The following is an 18834-nucleotide window of genomic DNA, read 5'->3' on the forward strand; positions in this document are numbered from 1 at the left end:
ATGAAGAAACTGACTAAAAGAGAAAAAATGCTCCTTTATATCCTGTCCTGTTTTCTGATTGCCACCGCCGGGATTTATCTGCTTTTGATACCGGCCTATAATCGCTATTCGACGATTCGTGACCAGTATATGGAAGCAGAATCCACCCAGATGTCTATGGAAGCGGCGATTGGCAGTATTCCGGATTTGGAAACGGCCATCGACAGTAATCGGGCAACGATTTTAACGCTGCAAGCCCCATACTCAGAACCCTTGACCAATGAGGCCCTGGATCAGCTGATTACCAATCTCTGTATGAACTATTCTCTTTCGCCCCAGGTATTAAGTATTACCGCTAATGGCGAACAAACCATACCGGTCTTTGTATCAACTGAGCCGGAGAGCGAAAGTTCGGAAGACAGCAGTATTTTTAATGATTCGGAGACGGAAGATGTTACCGAAGAAGATATTCAGACAGAAGTGGAGAATAATACTAGGGCCGAGACCACAACGGATACGACAGCTAGCGGTGTTACTGGCCTGGTTGGGGTCGTGGAAATGGAATTAACCGGGACCCAGAATAATTTTTATCGATTGCTGGATGCAGTTTCTTCCCGGTCGGATATTGTAGTATCAGAGTTTGAAATAACGCCATCGGGTGATCTTGGTTCAAGTGTTGACTCCGGTACAACGACCACCAATATTTCCTATTCCAACTGGTCCCAGTCTTTAGATGGAGGAGCGGTTTCCATCAAAGCTAGATTTAACGTCTATATGGTTGAAAGAACTGATTTGTAGCGGTAGAATAGAACTTAATTTAAAAGATCTGAATTGAGTAAGCGTCAGCAGGAGGTGACCCATGAAAAACCCCATAAAAAATGAAGGCGGCAGCGCACTGGCTTATGTGCTTATTTTTGGTGTGATCATTATGGTTCTGGTGTTGGGCCTGATGACGGTTGCTCAAAGCGGAATTTCTTTTACCCAGCAGTCGGTGGAAAGCCGCCAGGCCTATATCGATGCCAAATCGGTGATTGAGTATGGGAAGATTGAGATTAGTGAGCGCGGCGAGTGGCTGGAAACTGAGAATAATGTATTAAAAGGCTTATATGATCAGTTATCAGCGGCGGTCGAGGCAGGAAATAGTACAACTACAATCCAAGCTTCAATTGATGAACAAAAACAGAAGATTCATAATTATATGACTGCCCCTTATTATATTGGCGGTACTGCTGGCGAGGTAATCTCGTCTTTATCGGAAAGCACAGACGAATCATCAGCTTTGGGAGTGATGAGCGTTGTAGAAGAAAATGATCCAGACAGTACAAATGTGCTGAATCTGAATTATGTGTTTGATATTCAAACCCAGAACTTAAGAAGAACACTGGATTATCAGACTAGTCTAAATTATACTCAGCCTGTATATAATGATGACGGTGGTGGGACGATACAGGAACCAGCTTTTTCTTGTTCTGATGAGACTGCTCTGGCCACACAGATTAAAAAATCGGGTAGTAAGCTATCCTGTGTCATACAGAAAACAGGAAATGAAAAAGCATATGAATTGGTAGATAAAACTTTGACTGTTTCAGAACCAGAACTCAGTTTGGCCGTTGGGAAGGATAAAGATAATCCCAATGCTGCAAAATTTGATTGGATAAGTGGGAATGCCCTGAATTTAACTGCTAAAAATATCTGTTTCACGGCACCTTTCCCCAATGACGCAAATGATGTATATCAGGCAGAATTTAATGTAACTGCAACTGATACAATACGGGTAAAAGAGAATTATATTCAGAATAATAATGATACTTCTAAAACCTGTACGTTTGAGGCTCAAAACATCGTTTTTGAAGGAAATGTTACCTTGAATAATGCTGCTAATCTGGAAATTAAGTGTAAGAACCTCTGGATTAAGGGAGATATTAATCTGGTCAATGGGAGCGGTACAAACGCTTCATTAAAGATTGAAGCGGAAAATATCATAATAGGAGACTACGAAAATCATACAGGTGGAAATATCAATATTGGTAATGCTTCGCAGATTGAAGTGAGAAAAGTTGATACGTATGATTGTAATAATTTGTGGATAAGAGAAAATGTTAATCTGGTTTCAAGTGGAGGAACAAGTACTGTTCTAAAGGTTGATTCAGCCAATGTTTTTGTTGGGGATTATAAAAATAATTCCGCAGGAAAAGTAACAATTGGAGATAAATCGCAACTTGATTTGAATTGTAGCGGTAATATTATGATTCGCGATGATCTGGAATTATTAACCAATTCAGCTTCGCCGGAAAATAATATGACAGCCCAAAATATAAGAATTGGAACAGAGTCAAATACGGTTGATTTAACAGTAAAAAACATGACGGTAGTTAATTGGAACTGTGAAAATTTTTGGCTGTATGGAGACATTTCAACAACGAGCACTGGGGCAAAAATTAATTTTAATAATATTAATTACCTAAAGACAGGGGATATTTATTTAAGAAATGGCGCAGAAATGAATGTCACGGGCGCAGCTGGAAAAGGGAATAATGTTATGATTTGTGGATACCTTAAACCAGCCGAAGCTTCAAGTCATACTTTTAAACTAAACTATACTGACTTAGCTTATTGTATTTTTGATGGTCTTGAAATGGATCAATACTCAGAACTTCACATTTCATCTGATTTTGTGGGATTTAAAGAAGTTTATAAGCAGTCAGGCAGTACATCTGCAACAATCAATAACGCCAATAATGTTGTGTTTAGTGGAAGTAACTTTGAATTGAGTGGTTGGAGTCAATTTACCTTAAATATTTCAGCGTCTAATATTTATTTGGACACGAGTGCTGTCAGTATTCAAAAATTCAATACGCGTGGGTTCCATTACTTTGGAATGGATGGCACAACAGGAACAAATCTTTATTTAAAACAGCCGGTAGCTTGGGATTCTATGACAGTAACAAGTGGGAAATATAGCAATGTGGGCGGCGATTTTCCTCAGGTGACAACGACAGATCCGGATAACTGGCTATATAATTTATCTCCAACAGGGTATAATTCGCCTTCATGGACTGATTTAGATAATAGAGTATCTACGTTAGTGCCAACAGAGCCGAGTGCTCCAAATGCAGGACAATCTAGTGGCGGAAGCGGAACTGGTTCAGGTGGAACAGTTTCTACTGGGTTTATAGCTAACGGTTCGGAAAAATATTATTAAGGAGGACCCGATGAAAAAGATTTTAAAAAGTCAAAAGGGTGTCACCTTAATAGAGACCCTGGCTGCCAGCGTCATTGTGATACTGCTGTTATTAACTGTAATGGGCGCCCTGATGTTTGGAGGTGGCGTGATCGTTGGCAGTGATGAAAAAAACAATGCAGCTGCCAGCGCGCAGGAAATCCTTGATGCTCTGATGGTCAGTATGTCGAATGATGAAACCTACACAAGTGAGTTAATAGCTGATGCTAAAAATATGGGCGCAGCATTCAATGATGATCAAAAGACAATGTATCCCAAACAATATTATATTGTTCCTGTAGATAAAAATGGCAATGAAGTAGCTTCCGGTAGCCAAACAGCTTATCAGATTTATGTACGAGTCTATTACAACCAGGGTCAATCATACGTTGACCTGACTGCCTTTAACAAGAAAGGCGGTGTCTGGGAATGATAAAAAAAATTAACAATCAGAAGGGTTTTACTATGATGGAACTGATGGCAGCCACTCTGATTGGAATAATAATCATGGGAGTTGTGGGCTCGATCTTTTTAACTTCTTTAAATCTTTTCAGCCGCAGTGAAGCCATTCAATACAAAGAAGGTTCTATTACCAATATCGAAACCAATCTTCAGAACGCTCTTTCAACAGCTACTTCTATAGGCGTTCAGAATAGCCCAAGTGGTGTTTACAGCATCGGTTTTAACGCTGAAGGCAACTGTGTGGAAGTGATAAATGGAACAGAGTATCTGATTGATCAGGTTTCACAAATTGGATTAAATTTTGACGGAAATACCCTGCGTTATGAGCTCAAACCCAAAGAGGGTTCAATGATGTCGGTCTTATCAGGCGGAATTGTTGTCAATAATATTACCAGCGGAACAATTGCTGCGACATTAAATGGCAATAGTGTGCAGTATTTGGTAATAGACAAAGAGTAGTCAACGAGGGAGAGGACACTTGCTTAAAAATCAGAGAGGTTTTACACTTGTAGAAATAATAGTAGTATTGGTGATTCTGGCAGTATTGGCCGCTTTTACACTGCCGACAATGCTTGGTTTTACTGGTCATGCGCAGGAGTCTTTGTGCAGCACTGAGCGGACTGAAATTGTTAAACATTATGAAGTGAATGGTAGAATTCATCAAGGTCTAACGATTCAAGAATTTATAGAAGATAATTATGGTGATATGGACGAACTTTGTCCAGCAGGCGGAGACTATTATGCCTACTCCTACTTCGAAGATGAACAGACAGCCGTGGCAGTTGTTTACTGTTCTGAACATACCACATCAGCTGATGGACGGCTTTTTATTTTATCGCGGCAGATTATGGATAATATAGCTGAAATGACAAATGATGAAATACAGAATTACCTAGGTATAACTAACTTTAACTTCTCAAATGATACATTTAGAGCAAAAATATTTGAAGAAAACGGTGGAACTTGGAATGAACTATCGGAGTCCATCAAGGAAAAGATAGGTTTATCAGAAGATACTGACTATTATATTCAACCTTATATTACATACGGAGATCGAGATGTAGTTCTTTTTGCAAATTCTAAAAATGAAGCTCACGGAAACTGGAATACAAAACTGATTTTCAATCACGAAGAAGGTGTCTGGTATGAAAAAATTGATGGCGATAATTTTCTAATATCTGATATGGGGAATGTGGATAGTCAAGTGACCTGGGAAGAATTAAAAGAACAGTTTAAAGATGAAACTGTATGGAAAGCAGTAAACTGATAAAAATATAAATTTACGAATTACAAAAGGATCATTTCTGCACAAATTTCAGATTGTTAACAAGGTTTGCAATTTGTGGTACAATCAGGAAAAAACAGGAGAAAACCAATGAAACGTTTAGAAATATACGAACCGGCAGGCTGTGTCGGGGGAAACTGCAACTCGGAAATAGAAAAAGAATTAGTCCGAATGGAACATATTGTAAATGATCTGCGGGAAAAAGGCGTGTCTATCTCCCGCTTTAACGTGATGGAACACAGCCAGGCTTTTTTAGATAACCCGTTGGTTAAAAATGCCCTGGAAACGGAAGGTTTAGAATGCCTGCCACTGGTTTTATCCGAGGGCGTTATTATGTCCCGGGAAGAATATCCCAGCGATTTGGCCCTAGCCAAATGGGGCGGCCTGCCCTGGAGTGATTTGGAAGTATATGCTGAGCTTGAAAAAAGGGATCATACCTTTTTTCTGACTGAGGAGCAAGTCAGCAGTTCGGAATGTTCCGGCTCATGCGATTCATGCGACAGCGACTGTAACGAATAAAATTTTGAGAGGGAAATGCCTGGCATTTCTCTTTTTTTGATAGTCTAAATCTAATACCTGAGAACAAAAAAAGATACCAGGACGATTTTAAAAAGGATGATGGTAAAAAAACGGGGGAATTAATCGTAAAAAATAAAATAACATCAGTAAAAATTACAAATATTTATATTGAAAAAATTTGTATTCCAATATATTTAAGTGATAAAATAGGATGCAATGTAATAAAGGAGACGAAACTATGCAATTTGAACGACGACTTCAGCTGGCAACAGACTTATACCAATTCACCATGGGAAACGTCTATATTCAGGACGGAAAGGCCGATGAGGAGGCTGTCTTTGATCTTTTCATCAGAAACAATCCTTTTAATGGTGGATATACGGTAGCGGCCGGTCTAGAACAGGTTATTGAATATATTAAGGGTCTTGAGTTTACGGATGAGGACATCAAAACTTTAAAAAAATATCACCCTGAATTCTCAGACGCGTTTTTAAATTATCTAAAAGATTTTCATTTTAGCGGTGACATTGACGCTGTTCCGGAAGGAACAATTATTTTTCCGCTGGAGCCAATCATCAGGGTTAAAGCACCACTGATTCAGGCTCAGATTATTGAGACGACCATGCTGTCCATTGTCAATCATCAGACCTTGATTGCCACCAAGGCGGCGAGAATTATCGAAGAAGCTAAAGGTGATGTGGTGATGGAGTTTGGCTTGCGCCGAGCTCATGGGACAGAAGCGGGTTACTTTGGTGCTCGGGCGGCGGTAATTGGTGGCTGTGCCGGGACTTCGGTGGTTGAAACGGAAGTTATGCTGGAGCGGGCTTCTATGGGAACCATGAGTCACAGCTTCATTTTAAGCTACGATAGCGAAGTGGAAGCCTTTGAGAAATTTATCCATTACAATCCGGACAATGCCATTCTTCTGGTCGATACTTATAATACGTTGGAAGAAGGCGTTCCCAATGCTATTAAGGTATTTAAAAAAGCGCTGGCGGACAAAGTTATTAAAGGTCGCTATGGGATTCGAATCGACTCTGGAGACCTGGCTTATTTAAGTGGAGAAGCCAGAAAGCTTTTGGATGAAGCTGGACTGACTGAAGCTGGAATCGTGGCTTCATCTGATTTGGATGAGTATCTGATTAAGGACTTGAAGAGTCAGGGTGCCAAAATTAATTCCTGGGGAATTGGGACCAAACTGATTACCGGTTATGATTGCCCGGCCCTGGGTGGTGTCTATAAATTAGCAGCTATTGACGGTAAGGAAAAGCTGAAGATCTCCGACGATCCGGAGAAGATTACCAACCCTGGTATTAAAAAAATCTGCCGGATTTATGGTAAGAGCAATGATATGGCTCTAGCTGATCTCTTGATGCTCGACCATGAAACGATTAATGAGGATGAACCGCTGACTATTTTCCATCCGGTTCATACCTGGAAGAAACGGACCATCACAGATTACTATATCAAAGAACTATTGGTGCCAATCTTTAAGGGCGGAGAGTGCCTTTATGAGAGTCCTGGCGTGATTGAGATTCAAAAACACCTGCAAAAAGAAAAAGAAGGGTTATGGCCGGCCTTTAAGCGAATGGTCAATCCTCATGTCTACCATGTGGATTTATCAAAAGCCTTGTGGCAACTTAAACAGAAACTTTTGGGAGAACCGGTCTGAATGAAATAATGAAAACTGAAATTTACCAGATAGATGGTTTAGATCAAACAAATATAGATAAGCTTGAAGAAGCGGCCCAGTGGATTAAAAAGGGGGAGACCGTTGTTTTTCCTACTGAAACGGTATACGGTTTGGGGGCTGATGCCTTAAATCCTGCGGCGGTAAAAAAAATTTTTGAAGCCAAAGGTCGTCCTAATGATAATCCCCTGATTATCCATATCAGTAAAGCCGAAAATCTTGCGTTACTGGTCTCTGAAATTCCCCCTAAAGCGAAACTTCTGATGGAAGTATTCTGGCCGGGACCGTTAACCATGGTGCTGAAAAAATCTGATGCAGTTCCGGATGAAGTGACAGCGGGGCTTGATACTGTGGCTGTTCGTCTGCCGGATCATCCGATTGCCAGTGCTTTTATTAAACTTGCTGGATGCCCCATTGCGGCCCCCAGTGCAAATCGTTCGGGACGTCCCAGTCCAACACAGGCAAATCATGTACTGACTGACTTGAATGGTTTGGTGCCGGCGATGATTATTTCATCAGATGCAGAGATTGGTCTGGAATCAACTGTTATAGATATGACGGTTGAACCGCCAATGGTGCTTAGACCCGGGGATATCACCGTTTGTGCCCTAAGAGATGTGCTTGGTGAGGTTGCAGTTGCGCCTAATGTGACTGATGATGTCTGCCCCGAGAAAGTGGCCTCGCCGGGAATGAAATATACCCATTATTCACCAAAGGGTGAACTCATAATCGTTAAAGGGAATCAGGAAGAGATCACTGAAAAAATCAGGAAGGCGCTTAAGCATTCAAAAAAGGCACGAATGAAAATTGGAGTTCTGGCAACCAATGAAACCATGGACTTCTATAAAGAAGGGATTACCATCTCTTTGGGCAGCCAGGCAGACCCCAAGGAACTGGCCAAAAATCTTTACTCTCGGCTGCGAACCTTTGATGATTTGGGGGTTGAAATCATCTACGCGGAGGATATTCCCATGAACAATGAAACCCTGGCCCTGATAAACCGGCTCTATAAGGCGGCTGGCTATCATTTTATATAAGCCAATTGTTGGTATTCAGACGAAATATTAGGCTGTATAGTTTATAAAAAAGTGTTACCTGCCACTATGGCAGGCAGAAAGGAAAAAAATGAAAATAGCAATAGGTTCCGATCACGGTGGAGTTGATTTAAAAGAAGTGGTGGTTAGTCATTTAAAAGAAAAAGGCATTGAAGTTATTGATCTGGGTACCCATAGCAAAGATTCCTGCGACTACCCCGAATATGGGGAAAAAGTTGGCCAGGCGGTGATGGCTGGAGAGAGTGATCAGGGGATTGTGATCTGCGGTACTGGTTTGGGAATCTCTATGGCGGCAAATAAGATACCGGGCATTAGGGCAGCCCTTTGCACCAACGAGTTTATGGCAGAAATGGCCAAAGCCCATAATAATGCCAATGTTTTGGCCTTGGGTGCAAGAGTTTTAGGTGAAGGGCTTGCTCTGCGGATTGTCGACGTCTTTCTGGAAAGCAGCTTTGAAGGAGAGCGTCATGCACGTCGGGTAGAAGGAATTGGGAAAATTGAGAAAAAGTATTTAAAATAGGCTCAAAAAAAACATATTGCTGTATATACATGTATGCAGAAATGTGATACTATATGAGAAATGGATTTATCGACAAAAAATTGACAAATTCTTCCGTCTGTTTTATTTAAACACTAAAGAACAGAAATTTTTTTGTATTCTTTTCTCGAATCTGACGGTTGAAAGTCAAAAATAACGTCAAAAATTTATATGAATTCTTGGGGGAATGAACGAATGGCTCAAAAGAAGAACAATCCGTATAAATACATTGCCTTTATTTCTCAAATTGGTATCTCGGTAATCGCCCCAATCGCCATGATGATGTTCTTTGGCAAGCTTATTCAATATTTCTTTGGGACTGGAAGCTGGATTGTAATTGTTTTCACTATCCTGGGTGTATTGGCGGGTTTTAGAAATCTATATGTTATTCCAATGCGATTAAGTGAAAAGGCGATAAAAGAGAGAGAAGAACAGAAAAAGGAAGAAGAAAGTGAGCGGAGTGAAAAAGATTGAGAATCTCCCCGTTGAGACATGGATAATTCTAATTGGACTGGGGATTTGCCTGTTGATGATGCTGATTGGCGGACTGATAACCGGGTCATTATATTTTGTAATCGGGGTATTGGTTGGCGGAAGTTTTAGTGTTTTAAATTTCAAACTGCTCCAGTATACACTGGAAAAATCGGTAAAAATGCCACCAGGTAAGGCGCAAACGTATATTCAGACCAGATACATGTTGCGTTATTTACTTACTGGTGTTGTTATATATATTGCAATTGTTATTCCTTATATTGATGTTATTGGGTTGATTTTGGGACTGATTGCAAACAAACTATCAGTATTGCTTTGTAAAGCATTACTGAAGAACACGCCTTTTAAATAAAAGGCAAGAAGCTAAATATTAGATATTGAGGTGAGAAAATGGCTGGTCCAACAATTTATGGATATTTGTTTGGTTTACCGCTCACAGAGACCCTGGTGAATACCTGGATCGTGATGGGTATCCTGATCATAATATCCTTACTACTTGTTAGAAATTTAAAAGTTGTTCCGGAGAAAGCTCAGGTCGTTGCAGAAACTATCGTTGATGCAATTGACAATTTAACGGAACAAACAATGGGGAAAGACAAAATGGGGTTTGCGCCCTATATGCTTGCATTATTCATGTTTCTTCTTTTAGCGAATATTGCAGGACTTTTTGCCCTGAGATCACCGACTGCAGATTTGAATGTAACGGTGTCGCTGGCATTAATGACATTTTTTATGACACAGGGATTTGGTCTGGCATCTAAAGGATTGGGAGGTTACCTGAAAGGATATTTAGAACCGCTGCCGTTTTTACTGCCGATTAACATAATTGGTGAGTTTGCAAATCCGGTATCATTATCATTCCGACTTTTTGGAAATATGCTGGGTGGTCTGATTATCATGAACCTTCTGTATACGGCATTAACCGGATTTATGTTTTTTGCACTGGCAATTCCGATTCCATTTCATTTTTACTTTGACTTGTTCTCCGGAGCCCTGCAGAGCTTTATTTTCGTAATGTTGTCGATGGTATTTATTTCCATGGCGATGGATTAGAAAGGGTGAGGAGGTTAAAAAAGTATGGTCGATATGACAAATGTAGTCCAGTTAGTTTTAGATTTTCTCAGTCAGTTTGATGCGAAAACTTTAATCCTTGCCGGTTCTGCCATTGGGGCAGGTTTTGCCATGATTGCCGGGATTGGCCCGGGAATTGGTCAGGGCTTTGCCGCAGGAAAAGGTGCTGAAGCTGTTGGTAAAAATCCCGCTGCTTCAAAGGATGTAATTTCCACAATGCTATTGGGAGCTGCTGTAGCCGAAACCTCAGGGATTTTGGCACTGGTAGTAGCATTAATTCTGTTGTTTGCCAATCCATTAGTGGATGCAACTGGCAGTATGTGGATTCTGGCCGCTTCAGGGATTGGAGCCGGACTTTCAATGATCGCCGGGATTGGACCCGGGATTGGACAGGGATTCGCTGCCGGAAAAGCTGCAGAAGGTGTTGGAAATCGTCTGGAAGCTAAAAGCATCATTTCAAGAGTAATGTTTCTTGGTCAGGCTGTTGCTCAGACCACTGGGATTTATGCCTTGATTGTTTCACTTGTTCTGATGTATGCAAATCCATTAACAAAAATGGATGGTGCGGTCGGAATTTTAGCTGCTTCGGCAATTGGCGCCGGACTTGCCATGATTGCGGGAATCGGACCTGGTATTGGACAAGGCTTTGCTGCTGGTAAAGGAGCAGAAGCGGTAGGAAAAAACCCTCGGACATCCAAGGATGTTATTGCAACAATGCTTTTAGGGGCTGCGGTAGCTGAAACATCAGGGATTCTGGCTTTGGTAGTAGCATTAATTCTGTTATTTGCCAATCCACTAGTGTCACTGACAGGCAGTGTCTGGATTTTATCAGCGTCAGCAATTGCCAGTGGATGTGCCATGATCGCAGGGATTGGACCTGGAATTGGTCAGGGATTTGCGGCCGGAAAATCGGCAGAAGGTGTCGGGCTTAGACCTGAAACTAAAAATCTGACCAACAGAGTTATGTTTCTTGGTCAGGCTGTTGCCCAGACAACTGGGATTTATGCCCTGATTATTGCGCTTGTATTAATGTATGCAAATCCATTTATCTAGAATTTTTGAGAATATCAACAGGAGGAATATAAAATGTCAGGAATTGAGTTTATAAAAGCTTGTTCAGCAATTGGAGCAGGACTGGCTATGATCGCCGGGATCGGACCTGGTATCGGTCAGGGTTTTGCTGCCGGTAAAGGTGCTGAAGCAGTAGGCCGTCAACCGGAAGCTCAGAGCGATATTATCAGAACCATGTTACTTGGTGCAGCGGTAGCTGAAACCACCGGGATTTACGGCCTGATTGTTGCGCTTATATTATTATTTGCAAATCCATTTATTTAAAACATGTTATCAGATAGCAGGAGGAAATAAAAATGTCAGGAATTGAATTTATAAAAGCTTGTTCAGCAATTGGTGCAGGACTGGCCATGATCGCCGGGATCGGACCTGGTATTGGGCAGGGTTTTGCCGCCGGTAAGGGTGCTGAAGCAGTAGGGCGTCAGCCGGAAGCACAGTCAGATATTATCAGAACCATGTTACTTGGTGCAGCGGTAGCTGAAACCACCGGGATTTACGGATTGATCGTAGCACTTATATTATTATTTGCAAATCCGTTTATTTAAAAATTTCCTAAAGAGCTTTTAATTTAGAAGGGAGGCTATTGATTTGGAAAGTGTAGGTTTAGTTAATATAGATTTTCGGATCATGCTGGCTACAGTTGTTAACTTTATTATCTTTTTTCTGATTATTAAGAAATTTTTCTATCAGAAAGTTAAAGATATTATGGCTAAACGGCAGGAAGAAATTTCTACAGAAATAAATGCGGCAGCTAAAAGCAATCAGTCGGCAAAAGATCTTAAAGCTGATTATGAAGCGAAAATTGCTGAAATTCACAACAAAGAACGCGAAATCATCCGCGAAGCAAATCTTGAAGCGCAGAAGCAGCATCAGGAGATTATTGCAACAGCTAAAGATGAGGCGAAAGCAATTATCGATAAAGCAATGCTGGAGATTAATGTCGAAAAAGAACGGGCAATGAATGAAGTAAAATCAAACATTGTTGAATTATCTCTATTTGCAACGGAAAAAGTCATCAAACAAACCATGGATAAACAACAACATGCGAAACTTGTTGAAAGTTTTATTGAAGGTGTGGGAGATGCCAAATGAGTGTAGTAGGAAGTAAATATGCGGTTGCCCTGTTTGACGTTGTATGTGAAAACAAAGTGATCGAAGAGGTATTTAACGATTATACTGAATTTATTGAAATCCTAAATTCAAACAAGGACTTTATGAGTGTGCTTGAAAGTCCAACAGTTGGTAATGACGAAAAGAAAGTTATTCTGACCAATGTCTTTAAAGATGAAATGAATGGATATTTAAAAAATTTCCTGAGACTTTTAATCGATAAGAGCCGGTTTGAATTTGTTGGCGAAATTTATAAAGATTTCAGAAAACAATACTTTGATTACAACAATATGGTTGAGGCGACCGTCTTAACAGTTATTCCGATGGAAGAGGAATTAGAGGAGCAATTAAAGAAAAATCTGGAGAGCCGTTTCGATAAAAAGGTTTTCCTGACCAGTAAAATTGATCCGTCAATTCTCGGTGGAGCCGTTGTTTATGTGCGCGATCAGGTCATTGATGGCAGTGTACGCAAACAGCTGGAAGAAATTAAACGAAATATTAATAATATCAGACTACATTAAAAGAGGTGAGTAAAGTTGAATCTCAGACCAGAAGAAATCAGTCAAATTATAAAGAAAGAAATCGCCAACTATGAGGATAAACTCGAAGTTGTTGATGTTGGTACGGTCATTCAGGTAGGTGATGGAATTGCTCGTGTTCATGGTTTAGAAAAAGCGATGGCCGGCGAACTGCTGGAATTTCCGAATGAAGTTTATGGAATGGTACTTAACCTGGAAACCGATAATGTTGGTTGCGTACTCCTAGGATATGATGAAAACATTGTTGAAGGGGATATTGTAAAATGTACCGGACGTATTGTTGAGGTACCGGTTGGAGATGAACTGATCGGCCGTGTTGTTAACTCTTTGGGTTTCCCAATCGATGGAAAAGGCCCAATTACAACTGAAAAACGTCGACCAGTCGAAGTAAAAGCATCAGGGGTAATCGAAAGAGAATCGGTTAATGAACCAATCCAGACCGGATACAAAGCGATTGACTCAATGATTCCTATCGGCCGTGGCCAGCGAGAGCTGATCATCGGTGACCGTCAGACCGGAAAAACGGCTTTAGCAATTGATACAATCATCAACCAGAAAGGTGAAGATGTTATCTGTATCTATGTAGCCATCGGTCAGAAAGAATCGACTGTTGCCCAGATCGTTGGACAGCTGGAAGAAAACAACGCCATGGATTACACTATTATTGTTTCAGCGTCTGCTTCACAGCTTGCGCCACTGCAGTATCTGGCTCCTTATGCCGGTGTTAGTATGGCGGAACACTTTATGTATGAACAACAGAAGGATGTTTTAATTATCTACGATGATCTTTCCAAACATGCGGTTGCTTACCGATCCATGTCATTGATCCTTCGTCGTCCACCAGGACGTGAAGCCTATCCAGGGGATGTATTCTATCTGCATTCACGACTTCTGGAACGCGCCGCTAAATTAAAAGCAGGTGGTTCGATTACGGCTCTGCCAATTATTGAAACCCAGGCTGGAGACGTATCTGCATATATTCCAACAAACGTTATCTCTATCACAGATGGTCAGATCTTCCTGGAAGGGGAACTTTTCCGGTCAGGTATCAGACCTGCGGTTAACCCTGGTATCTCAGTATCCCGAGTTGGGGGTTCTGCCCAGATTAAATCGATGAAAAAAGTTGCTGGACCGCTGCGAATCGAGTATGCTCAGTATCGAGAGCTGGCGTCATTTGCCCAGTTTGGTTCTGACCTTGATGACGCGACTAAAGCGCAGTTGGCCAGAGGGGAACGAATCGTTGAAATCCTAAAACAGGGTCAGTATGATCCAATGGATGTTGGTGATCAGGTTCTAATTCTTTATGCAGCAACCAATGGATTCCTAATGGATATTGAAGTCAGTGATATCGGAGAGTTCGAAAAAGGACTGACTGCTTATGCCAAAAAGAATTTTCCGGATGTTATGACTAAGGTAAAAGGGAAAGACGGTCTTTCTGATGAAGTAGTGGCTGGCTTTAAAGAGTGTATAGAAGCTTATAAAAAAGTTTTCTTTAAAACTGTTTAGTGTGTCAGTGGAGGTGAAATCCAATGGCAGAAAATATACAAGATATTAAAAGAAGAATTAAGAGTGTTAACAGTACCAAGCAGATTACTCACGCGATGGAACTGGTAGCATCAGCAAAGCTTCGTAAAAGCCGAGAACTGGCTGAAGGAAGACGCCCGTACTTTGATGCGATGATTGAAAGTATGAATCGGATTGTTGCTAAGACAAATGGCGCACCAAATGAGTACATGAAGCTGCGTGAAGTTAAAAAAGTAGCATATATCCTTATTACAGCTGACCGCGGATTTGCGGGAGGTTTTAATGCAAATGTATGTAAGATGGTAGAAGAACATATTGACAAAAAAGAAAATGCTGTTCTTTATACGGTGGGAACTAAAGGCCGGGATCATTTTAAAAATCGTTTTTATCATATTGAAGGTGAGTATGATGGAATTACCGAAAGTCCCTCTTATTTTCACGCTAAAGAAGTAGCAAATCTCATCATGAATGGCTTTAAAAACGAAGAGTATGATGAAGTCTACCTGGCCTACACTAAATTTGTATCGATGATTTCTCAACAACCGGTATTGGTAAAATTACTGCCGTTAAAAAGAGAAGACGTAGCAAGCGACAGTTTGGATGAAGCCGTTGATATTCCGATCGAGGAAATGACCGTTATGCGGTATGAGCCGGAACCGGAAGAACTGCTAAAATACCTGATTCCCAATTATATCAGCGACACTATTTACGGTGCGATGATTGAAAGTGCTGCCAGTCAGCAGGGGGCCAGACGAATGGCGATGGAGTCGGCCACAACCAATGCCAATGACATGATTGAAGGTTTAACACTTAAGTTTAACCGAGTTCGTCAGGCGGCAATTACGCAGGAAATTTCTGAAATCGTCAGCGGTGCGGAAGCATTGAAGTAAATCAATAAAATATTAAGTGCAAACTGATTTGCATAAGGAGGTTAGGGAATGGCCCAAAATTTAGGGAAAGTTGTTCAGGTAATTGGACCGGTAGTCGATATTAAATTCGAAAAAAATCAGTTACCCAAATTGAACAATGCTATAGATATTCAAATTAAAGAAATGAAACTTGTTGTTGAAGTAGCGCAGCAGCTGGGTGATGATATCGTCAGATGTATCGCTATGGACTCAACAGATGGTTTGGTTCGTGGTCAGGAAGCTGTGGATACTGGTGCGCCAATTCAAGTTCCAGTAGGAAAAGCTACTTTGGGTAGAATGTTTAATGTACTTGGGGAACCAATCGACGGCAAGCCAATGGATATGACTGATGTCATCACAAGCCCAATTCACCGTCATCCGCCAAGTTTTGAAGAACAGCAGACACAACCGGAAATGTTCGAAACCGGAATTAAAGTTGTTGATTTGATCTGCCCATATGTTCGAGGTGGTAAAATTGGTCTGTTCGGTGGTGCTGGTGTAGGGAAAACTGTACTGATTCAGGAGCTGATTAATAATATCGCAACTCAGCATGGTGGTCTTTCAGTATTTGCTGGTGTTGGTGAGCGTACTCGTGAAGGGAATGACCTTTACTATGAAATGATGGAGTCTGGCGTTATCGATAAAACAGCGCTTTGCTTCGGTCAGATGAATGAGCCCCCAGGAGCTAGAATGCGTATTGCGCTATCAGGTCTTACCATGGCTGAGTATTTCCGAGATAATGAAGGACAGGACGTGCTTCTGTTTATCGACAATATTTTCCGATTTACCCAAGCCGGTTCGGAAGTATCAGCTCTGTTAGGTCGTATGCCTAGTGCCGTTGGTTACCAGCCAACGCTGGCTACAGAAATGGGTGCACTACAGGAACGAATCACGTCAACCAGTAAGGGTTCTATCACATCAGTTCAGGCTGTATATGTACCTGCCGATGACTTGACTGACCCTGCGCCAGCGACAACATTTGCACATCTGGATGCGACCACCGTACTTAACCGTGCAATTACAGAAAAAGGGATTTACCCAGCGGTTGACCCTTTGGATTCTTCTTCTCGTATTCTGGATCCTAAAATTGTTGGACCGGAACATTATGAAACTGCCCGTGAAGTACAGGAAATTCTGCAGCGATATAAAGAGCTTCAGGATATCATCGCGATTCTGGGGATGGACGAGTTATCTGATGAAGATAAAATCATCGTTTCCCGTGCCCGTAAAATCGAGCGATTCCTGTCACAGCCTTTTACAGTAGCAGAACAATTTACCGGTACACCTGGGGTTTACGTGCCAATCAGCGAAACTATCAAAGGGTTTAAAGAGATTCTTGAAGGAAAACACGACAGTTTACCAGAAAATGCATTCCTGATGGTTGGTACCATTGAAGATGCAGTAGCAAAAGCACAGAAATTACAAGGATAGTTGAGGTGAGTTTTAATGGCTGAAACTTTCCGATTAAAAATAATTTCCCCTACCGGCATTTTCCTTGATGAAGATGTGGAACGAATGGTTATTCGGGGAACCGAAGGCGAATTTGCGATTTTGCCTGATCATACACCGCTGACAACAACCGTTGCAGTAGGTACTTTTATTCTTTTAAATGGAAAGGAAAAAAGAACCGGAACTTTATTGGGCGGACTGGCCACGGTTAATCCGAAAGAAACCATTGTTTTGACGGATGCTGCAGAATGGCCGCACGAAATTGATCTGGAAAGAGCAAAAGAGGCGAAGGAACGAGCAATGAAGCGATTGCAGGATGATCGATTTGATGCCGCCAGAGCTCAGGCTGCTCTTGAAAGGGCGATTGCACGTATTAATGCAAAAGAACAATAAATTAATCTTAAAAGCCGGGACTTGTGCCCGGCTTTTTGCACGTTTAAGCGAAAGCTTTACAGGTGCAGGGTATTCAAATGAAAAATAAACTGTGATATAATTTACCTGATATTAATAAGTGATTAGCAATGAGGTTGATGGAGGTGCAAAATGAAGATTTGTATTATTGGAATGGGGGTTCTGGGAATTACCTATAGTTCAATATTATCGGATTCAAATGTTGATGTAATTGGCGTGGATCTGGATGAAGAGCTGATTGAAATGCTCAATGAAGGTGAACTGCCGGTTTACGAGCCAGGACTGCGCCCGCTGATGGCAGCTTCGCTGGATTCAAAAAAACTGACCTTTAGTGCCAACCTCAAAAATGCGATAAAAGAATCCGAGATGATTTTTATTACCTGCGAAGTCCCCAATGACAATGATGAGATGCCGGATCTTCGATTTGTTAAGCCGATCGCCCAGTCTATTGGCAACCACCTGGAAAACTACGCAACGATTGTTGTTAAATCAACTGTTCCACCAGGTTCTTGTCGGGTGATTCGTTCAACAATCCAGAAGGCTCTTGACGAACGGGATGCAAATGTTGACTTTGATATTGTCAGCAATCCGGATTTTTCCCGAAAGGGAGTAATGATTAAGGATTGTCTGGTGCCAGAAATGGTGGTCATTGGGGCTGAATCAGACCAGGCTGTTGAAAGAATGAAATCGCTTTATGATAGTCTGCATGTTCAAGATGAAAACTATGTCATTACCAATTTCCAGAGTGCAGAGCTGATTAAGTATGGGGTGAATGCTTTTATTGCTACCAAGCTCTCCTTTATCAACGAAATGGCACTTTTATGTGAAAATGCCAATGCCAATATTCTTGATGTCTCCAGAGGGATTGGCAAAGATTTTCGAATTGGGCCGGCTTACCTTGAAGCTGGGCCGGGATTTGGCGGTTCAGATCTGCCCAAAGACTCCAAAGCCCTGGTAGAAATTGCCGGTGCCTATGGGGAAGAATTAAAAGTATTAAAGGCCGCTATTGATGCCAATCTTAAGCAGAAAGTCAAGATGGTGGAAAAGATCAGGCGGGTGATGGGGGCACTTGAAGGAAAAGTGATCGGTATTCTGGGCTTGTCCTATAAACCGGAAACAACTGATATGCGAGAGGCGCCTTCGATTGAGATCATTAAAGGCCTGATTGCAGAAGGCTGTGTGATTCGGATTTATTGTCCGGAAGGAGCGCAGGAAGCAAAATGGCGTTTGTATAAAGAAAAAGACGAGATTACCTACTGTAAAGACGCTTATCAGGCGGCTGACGGGGCCGATGCTGTTGTTGTGATTACCAATTGGCGAGAATTCAAGGGACTTGATCATCAAAAGCTAAAAACAGCGATGCGGGATAATTACTTTTTTGATTTGCGCAATCTCTTTGGTGAAAATCCTCCGCAGGGATTTAAATATTCGGGTTTGGGTGTATCAACGGTAGAAGTTCCATGTATGGAAGCCGAAAATTAAGAATCAGATTATATGTCAGACTTAACTAT

Annotated in this window: 22 protein-coding genes; all 22 read left to right on the top strand. The window is 41.4% G+C overall.

Features of this window, described 5'->3' with window-relative positions:
* A complete protein-coding gene (locus tag Q5O24_00980; protein ID WKY47931.1) occupies positions 1 to 777 on the top strand; it encodes a hypothetical protein in 777 nt (258 codons plus the stop codon).
* Between the two features lie 61 nt (positions 778 to 838).
* Positions 839 to 3181 (top strand): hypothetical protein, encoded by a 2343-nt coding sequence (locus Q5O24_00985; GenBank protein ID WKY47932.1) that lies wholly within the window; start codon positions 839 to 841, stop codon positions 3179 to 3181.
* A gap of 10 nt (positions 3182 to 3191) precedes the next feature.
* Positions 3192 to 3632, top strand: a complete 441-nt coding sequence (locus Q5O24_00990; GenBank protein WKY47933.1) for a type II secretion system protein — start codon at positions 3192 to 3194, stop codon at positions 3630 to 3632.
* On the top strand, positions 3629 to 4120 hold the full coding sequence (locus Q5O24_00995) for a prepilin-type N-terminal cleavage/methylation domain-containing protein (protein WKY47934.1): 492 nt from the start codon (positions 3629 to 3631) through the stop codon (positions 4118 to 4120). Before Q5O24_00990 ends, Q5O24_00995 begins: the two co-directional genes overlap by 4 nt.
* 19 nt (positions 4121 to 4139) lie before the next feature.
* The gene (locus Q5O24_01000; protein ID WKY47935.1) at positions 4140 to 4928 is read left to right on the top strand and encodes a prepilin-type N-terminal cleavage/methylation domain-containing protein; all 789 of its coding nucleotides are present in this window, start codon (positions 4140 to 4142) and stop codon (positions 4926 to 4928) included.
* A gap of 108 nt (positions 4929 to 5036) precedes the next feature.
* Entirely contained in the window at positions 5037 to 5465 is a 429-nt protein-coding gene (locus Q5O24_01005) for an arsenic metallochaperone ArsD family protein (GenBank protein WKY47936.1), read from the top strand.
* A gap of 238 nt (positions 5466 to 5703) precedes the next feature.
* Complete coding sequence (locus tag Q5O24_01010; protein WKY47937.1) at positions 5704 to 7137, top strand: nicotinate phosphoribosyltransferase; 1434 nt, start codon at positions 5704 to 5706, stop codon at positions 7135 to 7137.
* An 8-nt stretch (positions 7138 to 7145) separates the two neighbouring features.
* Positions 7146 to 8192 carry an L-threonylcarbamoyladenylate synthase gene (locus tag Q5O24_01015; protein WKY47938.1) on the top strand — a complete coding sequence of 349 codons (1047 nt, stop codon included), beginning with the start codon at positions 7146 to 7148 and terminating at the stop codon, positions 8190 to 8192.
* An 88-nt stretch (positions 8193 to 8280) separates the two neighbouring features.
* A complete protein-coding gene (gene rpiB / locus Q5O24_01020; GenBank protein ID WKY47939.1) occupies positions 8281 to 8730 on the top strand; it encodes a ribose 5-phosphate isomerase B in 450 nt (149 codons plus the stop codon).
* A gap of 213 nt (positions 8731 to 8943) precedes the next feature.
* Positions 8944 to 9222: an AtpZ/AtpI family protein gene (locus tag Q5O24_01025; GenBank protein WKY47940.1), complete on the top strand. Its 279-nt coding sequence runs from the start codon at positions 8944 to 8946 to the stop codon at positions 9220 to 9222.
* Positions 9209 to 9592 (top strand): ATP synthase subunit I, encoded by a 384-nt coding sequence (locus Q5O24_01030; protein ID WKY47941.1) that lies wholly within the window; start codon positions 9209 to 9211, stop codon positions 9590 to 9592. The genes Q5O24_01025 and Q5O24_01030 overlap by 14 nt, the downstream gene beginning before the upstream one ends.
* 38 nt (positions 9593 to 9630) lie before the next feature.
* Positions 9631 to 10293 (top strand): F0F1 ATP synthase subunit A, encoded by a 663-nt coding sequence (gene atpB, locus Q5O24_01035; protein ID WKY47942.1) that lies wholly within the window; start codon positions 9631 to 9633, stop codon positions 10291 to 10293.
* A 24-nt stretch (positions 10294 to 10317) separates the two neighbouring features.
* Entirely contained in the window at positions 10318 to 11364 is a 1047-nt protein-coding gene (atpE, locus tag Q5O24_01040) for an ATP synthase F0 subunit C (protein WKY47943.1), read from the top strand.
* A 33-nt stretch (positions 11365 to 11397) separates the two neighbouring features.
* The gene (gene atpE, locus Q5O24_01045; GenBank protein WKY47944.1) at positions 11398 to 11646 is read left to right on the top strand and encodes an ATP synthase F0 subunit C; all 249 of its coding nucleotides are present in this window, start codon (positions 11398 to 11400) and stop codon (positions 11644 to 11646) included.
* A 32-nt stretch (positions 11647 to 11678) separates the two neighbouring features.
* Positions 11679 to 11927, top strand: coding sequence for an ATP synthase F0 subunit C (atpE, locus tag Q5O24_01050; protein WKY47945.1), 249 nt, complete (start codon positions 11679 to 11681; stop codon positions 11925 to 11927).
* A gap of 43 nt (positions 11928 to 11970) precedes the next feature.
* Complete coding sequence (gene atpF / locus Q5O24_01055) at positions 11971 to 12474, top strand: F0F1 ATP synthase subunit B (protein ID WKY47946.1); 504 nt, start codon at positions 11971 to 11973, stop codon at positions 12472 to 12474.
* The gene (locus Q5O24_01060; GenBank protein WKY47947.1) at positions 12471 to 13013 is read left to right on the top strand and encodes a F0F1 ATP synthase subunit delta; all 543 of its coding nucleotides are present in this window, start codon (positions 12471 to 12473) and stop codon (positions 13011 to 13013) included. Before atpF ends, Q5O24_01060 begins: the two co-directional genes overlap by 4 nt.
* A gap of 15 nt (positions 13014 to 13028) precedes the next feature.
* The gene (gene atpA, locus Q5O24_01065) at positions 13029 to 14537 is read left to right on the top strand and encodes a F0F1 ATP synthase subunit alpha (protein ID WKY47948.1); all 1509 of its coding nucleotides are present in this window, start codon (positions 13029 to 13031) and stop codon (positions 14535 to 14537) included.
* Positions 14538 to 14560: 23 nt separating this feature from the next.
* Positions 14561 to 15445: an ATP synthase F1 subunit gamma gene (gene atpG / locus Q5O24_01070; protein ID WKY47949.1), complete on the top strand. Its 885-nt coding sequence runs from the start codon at positions 14561 to 14563 to the stop codon at positions 15443 to 15445.
* Between the two features lie 48 nt (positions 15446 to 15493).
* Positions 15494 to 16894: a F0F1 ATP synthase subunit beta gene (gene atpD, locus Q5O24_01075; GenBank protein ID WKY47950.1), complete on the top strand. Its 1401-nt coding sequence runs from the start codon at positions 15494 to 15496 to the stop codon at positions 16892 to 16894.
* Positions 16895 to 16909: 15 nt separating this feature from the next.
* On the top strand, positions 16910 to 17305 hold the full coding sequence (gene atpC / locus Q5O24_01080; protein WKY47951.1) for an ATP synthase F1 subunit epsilon: 396 nt from the start codon (positions 16910 to 16912) through the stop codon (positions 17303 to 17305).
* A 150-nt stretch (positions 17306 to 17455) separates the two neighbouring features.
* Positions 17456 to 18805 (top strand): UDP-glucose/GDP-mannose dehydrogenase family protein, encoded by a 1350-nt coding sequence (locus Q5O24_01085; protein WKY47952.1) that lies wholly within the window; start codon positions 17456 to 17458, stop codon positions 18803 to 18805.
* The last annotated feature ends 29 nt before the right edge of the window (positions 18806 to 18834 follow it).

The sequence above is a fragment of the Eubacteriaceae bacterium ES3 genome (assembly GCA_030586155.1).
In the GTDB taxonomy this organism is placed as follows: Bacteria; Bacillota; Clostridia; order Eubacteriales; family Eubacteriaceae; genus Acetobacterium.